At 35.2% G+C, this 10,863-nt stretch carries 8 protein-coding genes; all 8 read right to left on the reverse strand.

All coding sequences use genetic code 11. The features are described 5' to 3' along the window. Nucleotides 1-23 precede the first annotated feature (23 nt). The gene (locus tag B2S90_RS04975; RefSeq protein WP_278860417.1) at nt 24-431 is read right to left on the reverse strand and encodes an Hsp20/alpha crystallin family protein; all 408 of its coding nucleotides are present in this window, start codon (nt 429-431) and stop codon (nt 24-26) included. 52 nt (nt 432-483) lie between these two features. Further along, complete coding sequence (locus tag B2S90_RS04980; protein ID WP_278780288.1) at nt 484-876, reverse strand: Hsp20/alpha crystallin family protein; 393 nt, start codon at nt 874-876, stop codon at nt 484-486. A gap of 152 nt (nt 877-1,028) precedes the next feature. Continuing rightward, nucleotides 1,029-2,375, reverse strand: coding sequence for a glycoside hydrolase family 32 protein (locus B2S90_RS04985; protein ID WP_286696630.1), 1,347 nt, complete (start codon nt 2,373-2,375; stop codon nt 1,029-1,031). 10 nt (nt 2,376-2,385) lie between these two features. Further along, nucleotides 2,386-4,263, reverse strand: a complete 1,878-nt coding sequence (locus B2S90_RS04990) for a sucrose-specific PTS transporter subunit IIBC (protein WP_286696631.1) — start codon at nt 4,261-4,263, stop codon at nt 2,386-2,388. Between the two features lie 116 nt (nt 4,264-4,379). Beyond that, the gene (locus tag B2S90_RS04995; RefSeq protein ID WP_286696632.1) at nt 4,380-5,360 is read right to left on the reverse strand and encodes a LacI family DNA-binding transcriptional regulator; all 981 of its coding nucleotides are present in this window, start codon (nt 5,358-5,360) and stop codon (nt 4,380-4,382) included. 1 nt (nt 5,361) lies between these two features. Then, nucleotides 5,362-8,565, reverse strand: coding sequence for a DEAD/DEAH box helicase (locus B2S90_RS05000; RefSeq protein WP_286696633.1), 3,204 nt, complete (start codon nt 8,563-8,565; stop codon nt 5,362-5,364). Between the two features lie 64 nt (nt 8,566-8,629). Beyond that, nucleotides 8,630-9,625, reverse strand: a complete 996-nt coding sequence (gene murB / locus B2S90_RS05005) for a UDP-N-acetylmuramate dehydrogenase (protein ID WP_278780296.1) — start codon at nt 9,623-9,625, stop codon at nt 8,630-8,632. Nucleotides 9,626-9,662: 37 nt separating this feature from the next. After that, nucleotides 9,663-10,841: a phosphoribosylaminoimidazolecarboxamide formyltransferase gene (locus B2S90_RS05010; protein ID WP_278780298.1), complete on the reverse strand. Its 1,179-nt coding sequence runs from the start codon at nt 10,839-10,841 to the stop codon at nt 9,663-9,665. Nucleotides 10,842-10,863 lie beyond the last annotated feature (22 nt).

Genomic DNA, 10,863 nt, shown 5'->3' on the forward strand with positions numbered 1-10,863 from the left:
GCTCACGCTTCCTTTTTAAATGCCTATTCAATCATGATAGGTTTCTTTTCTTCAATCTTTTCAGGTTCAGTCTTAGGAAAAGCAATCATTAATTCACCATTCTCAAACTTAGCAGTGAAGTCTTCTTCTTTATAACCCTCACCAACATAGAACTTTCTTGAACAGCTACCTGTATAACGTTCACATCTGATAACCTTACCGTTCTTATCTTTCTCTTCCTTCTCCTGATTAGTATTAGCAGAAACTGTTAAGTAACCATCAGTCAAGTCTAGAGAAATATCTTCTTTCTTATATCCAGGAAGCGCAATATTCATTTCATAGTTGTTGTCTACTTCCTTAATATCACACTGCATTGCATTAGTTGATGGACTCATCCATCCATCATCAAACATATCATCAAACACATCATAGAAACCAGGTAAAAATCTCATAAATAACATCTCCTTTATCAAATTTAAACATGGGATCATAGATCTCGTGTTATTAGTAGATTGTAATTGATTTCTTTTCAACTCTCTTTGGAACTTCCTTAGGAACTGAAATCATTAATTCACCATTATCAAACTTAGCTCTGATATCTTCTTCAGTAAATCCTTCACCTACATAGAAACTTCTAGAACAGTTACCACTATATCTTTCACGTCTTATAATACGTCCAGCTGTTTCTTCTTTCTTAGCAGATGCTGATACTTTTAAGTAGCCTTCCTTAAGTTCCAAAGCAATATCTTCTTTCTTATATCCTGGAAGAGCGATATTCATAACATAAGTATTTTCTGTTTCACGAATATCACATAACATTGTATTTGCTTTTGTAGTATTGACTCCTGAATCAAATAAATCATCAAACACATCACTAAAACTTGGATAATATCTCATATTTGTTCGCCTCTCTCAACGTTTTTTCTTTTTTCTAGTAATCTCTCTATCGATTACAACTATTATTATAGTCACTCTTTTAGCAAAGTCAACACTTGAGTGCTAAAAATTAGCACTTTCTTTTGTAAAGTGCTAAAAAGATAAGAACCTGCCTATTTGGCAGGTTCTAAGTCAATCGCTTTTAATTGATAAGCAGTCATATCAATTTCTTTATTACTTATAATTTCAATAGTATCTGAATTGTTGTAAATACGTGTAGTAAAGGCATAAGCACCATCATTGATGAATAGTTCTAAAGAAGAGGTGTCGCTAAACAAAGTCATATTATTCATTTCAGGAATTCTAATATGCTTCACACCACGACCTGAACCGCTCTTATTCATATCGATAGTGAAAAGACGATCTTCATAATTCATATTCACACCTCTTAAATGAAGGTTGAATGACTGAGGGAGGTCAGTTATATGGCATTCAAAACAAGACGTATTCATTGTAAGAGATGTTCCCTGTACTTTTTTCTTCTCTTTTCTTAAAGACTTATATTCTTCAATAGGGAACTGATAGAGTCTACCTTCGTGCTCAGTAATCTCTCTAAAGAGAGTGAAGGCATGCTGACGTCCTTCTTCTACAGTAGGATTTGTATAATCAATATCAGGAAGCCCCATCCAACCTGCCATGATCATACGACCTTTTTCATCTTTGAAGAACTGCTGGGCATAGATATCAAACCCATGATCAAACTCGATAAAGTCCTCTAAAACGCAATCCTTCTCTAAATCTGTTGTAAGAGGAAAGTATCCATTCTGATAAATAGCTTCATAATCATAGTTATGGCTTTCTAGTCCCTGAGGACAACAGAATAAGAACTTCTTCTTTTCAAAACTTATATAATTCGGACATTCCCACATATAACCAAAAGGTTTATGGTAGTCAACAGTCTTCATGTAATCCCACTTCTTTAAATCTTTTGATGAATATAAAATCACACAACCATGTGAATCAAGGGTTCTTGCTCCTAGAACCATATAATACATACCATCATTTTCATAAACGAAGGGATCTCTTACATGACAAGACATGTTTTGAGGATAATCCTTGTTGTAAAGCACAACTTCCTTATGATCTAATACAAGCCCATCTTGTGAATCAACCATCATCACATTATGTTCTCTACCTGCATTAATATAATCATAATCGCCAGGCAGCTTTACATTACCAGTATAGAAATAACGTAACAATCCATGATCATTGAAGCAGCACCCAGAATAAGCACCACCCTGATCATGAGGATGATCAGGAGAGAGGGCAATCCCCTCATCCTGATAGTGAAGGAAATCTTTAGTAGTGAATTGTTTCCAGTATTTCAATCCACCTTCAGGTTCGTAAGAATACTGATAATAGATATGATATACTCCATCTTTTTCTACGAGCCCATTAGGATCGTTCATCCATCCAGATACAGGTTCTAGATGATACTTTAGTTTATACATTTCCTTCATAAAAATCTCCTTATGCAGCCTTAACTTCTACAACTGGATTCGCTATTTCTACAACATCTGTTTTTGCATCAACAGCACCACTCTTAATTAAGTTTACTGCTTTACCATTTGTAATAACTACTGCAGTCGCAGTTTTTTTACCAGCTGCTTCAATAGCCTTTAAATCAACATCAACGAGTAGCTGACCCTTCTTTACTTTGTCACCTTTTTTAACGTGCATAGTGAAAGGTTCACCATTTAATTCAACAGTATCTAAACCAATATGTACAAGAATTTCTGTACCATCATTTGTCATTAAACCAAATGCATGCTTAGTAGGGAAAGTCATAGTCACTTCAGCATTCGCTGGTGCATAGAATTTACCATCTTCTGGGAAGACTACGAAACCATCACCCATAGCCTTAGAAGCGAATGTTGGATCAGGACATTCAGTAATAGGAGCGACATTACCTTTCATAGGTGCAGCTAAGTTTTCGTTTTCAGCAGGAGTTTTACCTTCTACATTTCTCTTGTGTAGGATACAAGTGACAATGAATGCCACTACGATTGCAAGAACCATACCAATACCATAGTTACCCCAGCTTTCTGGTGGAATAGAAATGAAACCAGGAATACCAGCAGTACCTACAGCACTTGCAAGAGTCTTAGTACCTGCAATCCAAGCTGAACCAACAGCAGAACCACAGATAGCACCAATGAATGGATATTTAAGTTTTAAGTTAACACCGAACATTGCAGGTTCAGTAATACCAAGTAATGCTGAAATACCAGATGCACTACATAGTGATTTCTGTTTAGCATCTTTAGATAAGAAGAATACAGCTAATACTGCAGCACCCTGAGCCACGTTACTCATTGTTGCGATAGGGAAGATGAATGTTCTATGTGCTGCACTTGCAAGCAACTGTGTTTCGATTGCGATAAAGCTCTGATGCATACCAGTAATAACGATAGGTGCATATAAGAAACCAAAGATTGCACCACCAACAGGGCCTAATGAGAAATATAACCATTGTAATCCATCTGCAAGTACATTACCTGCTTCTCTTAATACAGGACCAACAGCTAAGAATGTAATAAATCCAGTAATTAATACTGATAATAATGGTGTCGTTAAGTTATCTAACCAAGAAGGTGTGATCTTATGTAACTTAGTTTCTAACTTTGCAATTACCCAAGATGTAAATAAGATAGGAAGAACTGTTCCTTGATAACCTACTGCAGCAACTTTTAAACCAAATAGGTTCCAGAAAGGTGTTGCTACTTTACCATAGTTGTAACAGTTTAATAAATCAGGATGTACCATGATCATACCCATGACAGCACCTAAATAAGGGTTACCACCAAATTTCTTAGTAGCACTAAATCCAACGAGAATTGGAAGGAATGTGAATGCTGCATTAGAGAATAAGTTGATGATTGTCGCAAAGTCTTTCCACATTGGATAAGCTTCAATCAAACTCTTATTCGCAAAGAATAATCCCTGTGCAGTTAATACGTTATTGATCCCCATCAATAAACCACCCGCAACGATGGCTGGAACGATAGGTACGAAAATATCACTTAATGTCTTAACAGCACGGCTGATTGGATTTCCCTTCTTTTCTACAATCTCTTCATCAGCCTGATCTTGAGAGTCCATACCTAATTCTTTTAATACTTCATCTGTGACAAGGTTCACAGTACCACTTCCGAAGATAATCTGGAACTGTTCCTGGACAAGGAATGTTCCCTTAACTCCATCTACAGATTCTAAAGCTTTTTCATCTGCCAATGATGGATCCTTCAACATCAATCTTAAACGAGTAGCACAATGAAATGCCTTTTTGATGTTCTTAGGTCCACCAACAAGGGAGATGACTTCTTTTGCTACTTTATTGTAGTCCATTGAAATTTCCTCCTTTATCGGTGTGTTACCGATTCCACATCTGTATCATATATCAAGGATAAACACTTGTCAATATAAATATGGGACCGATACCACTTTTTTTTATAAAAAAAGCATCAGATACTTCTGACGCTTTCTCCTTCTATAAATGTGAAGTCAATAAGTGTAGCACGTTCGACCTCTTTTTCTTCAATCATATCAAGAATAATTTGTCCAGCCATTTGTCCAGCATGGGCATAATGGAACTTAATAGTTGTAAGGGCAGGGGACATTACAGTAGAAGTCCAATAACCACCAAATCCAGTCACTGAAACATCCTCAGGAATACGTAAACCGTGATCTTTTAGAACCTTCATACATCCCATCGCAATCGTATCTGTTGCACAGATAATAGCAGTAGGGCATGTATGATTCTTTAAGTAGTCATTGAGTTTATCCATAGTCTTTTCCACAGAGAAGTCTGTTTCTAGAAAATGAGGATGCACATCCTGTAAGCCATCATAAACACCCTGTCTACGAATGACTCCTACAGCCACATCTTTTCTGCTTACTCCTGCATATACAACATTCTTATGACCATTATTATAAATATACTCACCTATCTTATAACCTGCTTCATAATCGTTATTAATAACACTTACACCATCATCATAGGCCTGCGCCATAAAGACAATAGGAATGGAACTCTTAGAGGCAATATCTCTATGTGCCATTGTGATAGATGTTGCAAGCAGGACAATTCCATCCACCTTTAACTGCATAAGTTTAGTAATAGATTTGATTTCATCGAGTTCATCATGATTTGTATTAATGATAATTGTCGTATAACGATGCTTCTTTAAGAACTGATCAATGTTCATCATCATACGACTAGAAGCATATGAAGTAAGAGTAGGGCATACAATACCCACAGTATGTGTCTTGTTGGCTTTTAAATTCGCAGCAAGCACATTAGGCTCATAATCATACTCTTTTACAATCTTCTCTATCTTCTGACGTGTTTCTTCTTTTACATAGCCACCATTAAAATAACGAGAAACAGTTGTCTTAGAAACACCTGCAACTTTCGCAATATCGGCCATAGTCATCTTCTTCATGTTAATCCTCACTAAATAAACTCATGATTTCTTCACCACTCATAGTTGTAATAGAACCACTATTACCTTCTACAAAACGATCTGCAAGATCCTTCTTTGCGGCCTGCAATGTCTGAATCTTTTCTTCAATAGAATCAGCCATAATCAATTTATATACAAATACCTTATTCTTCTGTCCAATACGATACGCTCTATCAGTTGCCTGATTTTGTGCAGACATATTCCACCAAGGGTCAAAATGAACAACACCTTCTGCAGCAGTCAAGTTTAAACCAGTACCTCCAGCCTTCAAACTAATTAAGAAGACTGTTGTATCATCGTTTTGATAAGCATCCACTAATCCTTTACGTTTCTCTTTTTCTGTATCACCAGTCAACATATAATAAGATGTCTTACTCTTATCTAATTCTTTCGCAAGAAGATTCAATAAACTCTTAAATGACGAGAATACAATAATCTTCTTATTATTATCCTTATATGTCTGAATAATATTCAAGCAGGCTTCCATCTTAGAAGACTTATGTTTTATATCATCAAATACAATACGAGGCTCACAGCAGATCTGTCTTAACTTAGTCAACATGGCAAGAATCTGAATACGATCCTTAGACCCATCTAAAGTCTTTAATAACTGATTGGCCTGTGCTAAATGTGCTAAATAGAGTTTTTTTTCATCTTCACTGAAGTCTACAAGTACAGTATTTTCAATCTTATCAGGTAAATCCTTTAATACTTCATTCTTCGTACGTCTTAATACAAAAGGTGAAATCATCTTCTGTAATTGTGTCTGAACCTCTTCATCATGATCCTTGACAATAGGTGCTTCATAATGAGACTTAAAATAACGATAGTTATATAAATAGTCTTTATTTAAGAAGTCAAAGATGGACCATAACTCAGCAAGTGAGTTTTCAATAGGTGTACCAGTTAACGCAAAACGCTGTTTACCTTCTAATGACTTAACTGCAATCGCATTCTTAGTTTTCTGATTCTTAATATACTGCGCTTCATCTAAGACAATAAAATCAAATGTGATACCTTTATATTGTTCATAATCCTTACGAATATAGTCATAAGAAGTAATCATAACATCAAACTGATTATAGCTTTTAATAATCTCTTTACGTTCCTTCGCACTTCCCATAACACAAGTCACCTTTAAATGAGAAGAGAACTTATTAAACTCATCTAACCAGTTTAAAATCAATGAAGCCGGGCAAATAATAATAGAAAAGTGATGTTCATTACTTTCTAATAAACTCATAATCTGAATCGTTTTACCTAGCCCCATATCATCTGCAAGAATACCACCAAAATGTAGATCATTCATAGTAGAAAGCCATTGGAAACCTTCCTTCTGATAATCTCTTAAAATAGGTACATAACGCTCATTTAAAGGATGTTCATGATGTGTATAGTTCTTTAAATGGTCTAATACATCCTTAAATGATTCTTCACGGTTGACCTGTACATATTCAAAACCTTGAGTGGCTAAGTCCATCTGATGAGCTCTATTCAGATTTAAGTCAATAGTACCATCTTCAGAAATATCTTTAGGTAGAATATGATACTGATCCATCATCTGACCTAACTCATCTAATTCATGTGTATCAATATAAAGTAACTGACCATTCTTTAAACGATGATAACGTTTCTTCTTCTGATGACTTGCTATAATATCAGCCAGTTCTTCTTTAGGAACATCTAAAGAATCCAGATCCATTTCTAATAAATTATGAGAAACCTTAATACCAACAGATAAGTTCATAGACTTCTTAGAACCAATAGCCTGTAAAGAATCAGATACATAAACATCTGTCAACTTATTCAAGTGATTTAAACCATCATGAATCATATCAATTGTTTCATCACGATGTGTATCAAAACGCATAGGTCCTGACATATCATCAGGATTATATTTCTCTAGGAAACTAATAATCAAATCTGCCTTTAAAGAATGAGGCACATCTTCTTTAAGAATATCATGCTTACCATCCTCATATGTTCCAATTAGGCTAACTAAAGCATATTCATCTTCATCTACATCTGCATAGATTTCTAAATGCGTTTCTTCCTTAATCTTATCTTCTAGACCTATATACTCAATATATTTCTTTGTAGGAGAAATAATATAACGTGTAAAGTTTTCTAACTGATCATGGGATACATAAAGACGCTGTAATGTATCAAATCGATTCAATAACTCAACACTTACTCCCTGCTTATCAAAACGATAACGTGTAAAAGAATGTGTGGAAGGGCTATAATTATATAAGTTCTTCTTACCAATATAGTAAGGTGAGAGGTCTGTGTCCAATTCTAGAATTGTATCATGCTTATCCTTAGACACTGATACAACAGGATGTAATTCATCCTCTAAACGGGCAAAAGGATGCATTGCCTGAGGGATTTCTTCAAGTAAATCCCAGAAAGCATCGACATTATCATCATTGATGAATAAAGTGTTATTACTAGATAAATGTGAATGATAATATCTTAAAATAAATTGATAAATCTTCTTTGAAGGTTCATCAAGAATATCAGGATTATGCACAAAAGCGAGTGTCTTCCCATACGTATGATATTCATTATTTTGCATTTGTGTCACAAAATTAGGAATACTCTTTACAATATAATCTCTATTACGTCCAATCTTTAAAGTAATGCCAAACTGCCAGTCATCTGCAAATAGTCTTAAATGAACAGGTGTAGAATCAACAGGTGTAAACTGATTCACTAATTGTTTTTTAATATAATCAGTCAGTTCATTGGTTTCCTTTTCTCTTTCTTTACGTCTATATTCCTGCATACGCTGTTCCCATAAAAGACGTTCTCTCATAGCACTTTTCTTTTCTTCCTGTGCACGCTTTTGTAAATCAACAGCATAACGATAAGGGAATGTATTAGGAGATAACTCCTGAACCTTTAAGATAAGGGCGCCTATATGACCACAGGCTGTATATTCATCGGCATAAATACAATTACAGTCTGTAGAAACTATTTTAGAATTGGGATTTACAAGAACACGAGGAAGATAGATATTACCATTAATCATAACCTTACCAGAAATATGATAATAACCACGATTATCAGTTGTAATAGAAACATTCACAACATAATCTCTTCGATAATATTCTCGTGCAATATCACGGTTACGTGCTCTAGATACAACACGTTCAAATTCATTGTCAGTGATAAATAACATAGCAATTCCTCCTAATCTAACTAATTATATCATAAGAAGGAACACAAAAAAACTGGAATAAAATTTATTCCAGTTCAACAGGCTCCTGTTGTAGAGTTAAACCATATTTCTTTTCAATAATAGAAACGATTTCTTCTCTAGCCTGTTTTAAGTGTGCATAACTTTGTGCACTTTCATTAATTAAGATCAGTGCAGCTTTCTCAGATACACGCATGCCATGGAAAACCATTCCCTTTAATCCAGCATGGTCTATCAACCATCCAGAAGGGACTTTATTTCCTTCCCATACCGGTACATTCATACCTCTTAAACGATCAGCTTCAGCATCATCTAAATAAACATTCTTAAAGAATGATCCAGAACTTGCCATTTCTTCAGGTTTAGGAAGCTTCGACCAGCGTATTTCAGTCACCATCTCTCTAATAGATTTAGGAGAGAAATCAGTAATCTGATGTTCTTCTACATAATTCTGTAAAGAAGTATAGAAAGGAGGAGTAAGTGTATCATGACTTAAGTGAATAGTCATAGAGATAATCAAATAACGTCCTGCATCTTCACCATGATTGAAGATACTTGATCTATAGCCTAGCTTCATATCTTCTTTCTTAATAGTGACATACTTTTCTTCCTTTAAATCATAAGCAAGAACAGAGTCTAATACCTGTACAATTTCCTGACCATAGGCACCTACATTCTGTACAGGTGCAGCACCTACTGTACCAGGAATAGCACTCAATGCTTCAATACCAGATAAATTTTTTTCTGTAGTAAAAGCAACAAGATCATCAAGTAGTTCTCCACCCATTGCAACAACTGTCAATTCATCAATAGAACGTATACCCTTAATACGGTTTAAAAGAATAACCCCCTTGAAACCTTCATCTTTTCCAATTACATTACTTCCTGTTCCTAAAATAAATACAGGAAGATGACGTTCTTTTGCAAATAAGTAAGCTTTTTCTACATCTTCTACGGTCTCTAATTCAATCACATAACGCGCTAGACCGCCTAGGCGCATTGTAGTGAGTTCCTTGATTTCTACATTCTCATTTATTTTCATAAAGTGCATTATAACATAGTTTTTTCAAAAGTGTGCATTAATGATGGAACAATCTCTGATGTGTGAATGCAAGAACCATATCATACTTATCACATGTATCAATAACATGGTCGTCACGAATAGAACCACCAGGTTCACCCACATACTTCACACCACTCTTATGGGCACGTTCAATATTATCTCCAAATGGGAAGAATGCATCACTACCTAGTACAACATCTGTATTCTTCTTTAACCATTCTTTCTTTTCTTCTCTTGTAAATACTTCTGGTTTTACCTTGAAATAGTTCTGCCATACATCCTCACCAAGTACATCTTCATAATCATCTGATACATATGCATCAATTGTATTATCCTTTTCAGCACGTTTTAAACCATCTGCAAACTGTAAACCTAATACCTTAGGATGCTGACGTAAGAACCAGACATCTGCCTTATTACCAGCAAGTCTTGTACAATGGATACGAGACTGCTGGCCAGCTCCAATACCAATAGCCTGACCATTCTTGACATAACATACAGAATTAGACTGTGTATACTTTAATGTGATCATAGAAAGGATTAAGTCATGTAATGCATGTTCAGGGATATCTTTGTTTTTAGATACAACATCTTTAAACATCTCTTCATTAATCACGCAGTTATTTCTACCTTGCTGGAATGTAATACCAAATACCTGTTTGATTTCTACTGGATTAGGTACATAGTGAGGATCCATCTGTAATACACAATAAGTGCCTCTTCTTTTCTTCTTAAGTATTTCTAAAGCTTCTTTTGTATAACCAGGCGCAATAATACCATCACTTACTTCACGATTAATAAGCTTAGCAGTCACTTCATCACATACATCAGAAAGAGCACAGAAATCACCATATGAACTCATACGGTCACTACCTCTTGCCTTAATATATGCATTAGCAATTGGACTTAACTCTTCAGCACTTTCCTTTACAAAATACATCTGTCTTTCTACTTCAGTTAAAGGTGTCCCAATAGCTACACCGGCAGGAGATACATGCTTAAAACTTGCTGCACAGCTCATATGAGTTGCTTCCTTTAATTCCTTCACTAACTGCCAGCTATTAAAAGCATCTAATAAGTTGATATAACCAGGTTTACCATTTAAGACAGTAAAAGGAAGTTCTCCTTCTTCCATAAACACCTTAGCAGGTTTCTGATTAGGGTTACAGCCATACTTTAATTCTAATTCTTTCATAGATTCCTCCAAAAAAAGAAGC

The organism is Catenibacterium sp. UBA627, assembly GCF_002299355.1.
In the GTDB taxonomy this organism is placed as follows: domain Bacteria; phylum Bacillota_I; class Bacilli_A; order Erysipelotrichales; family Coprobacillaceae; genus Catenibacterium; species Catenibacterium mitsuoka.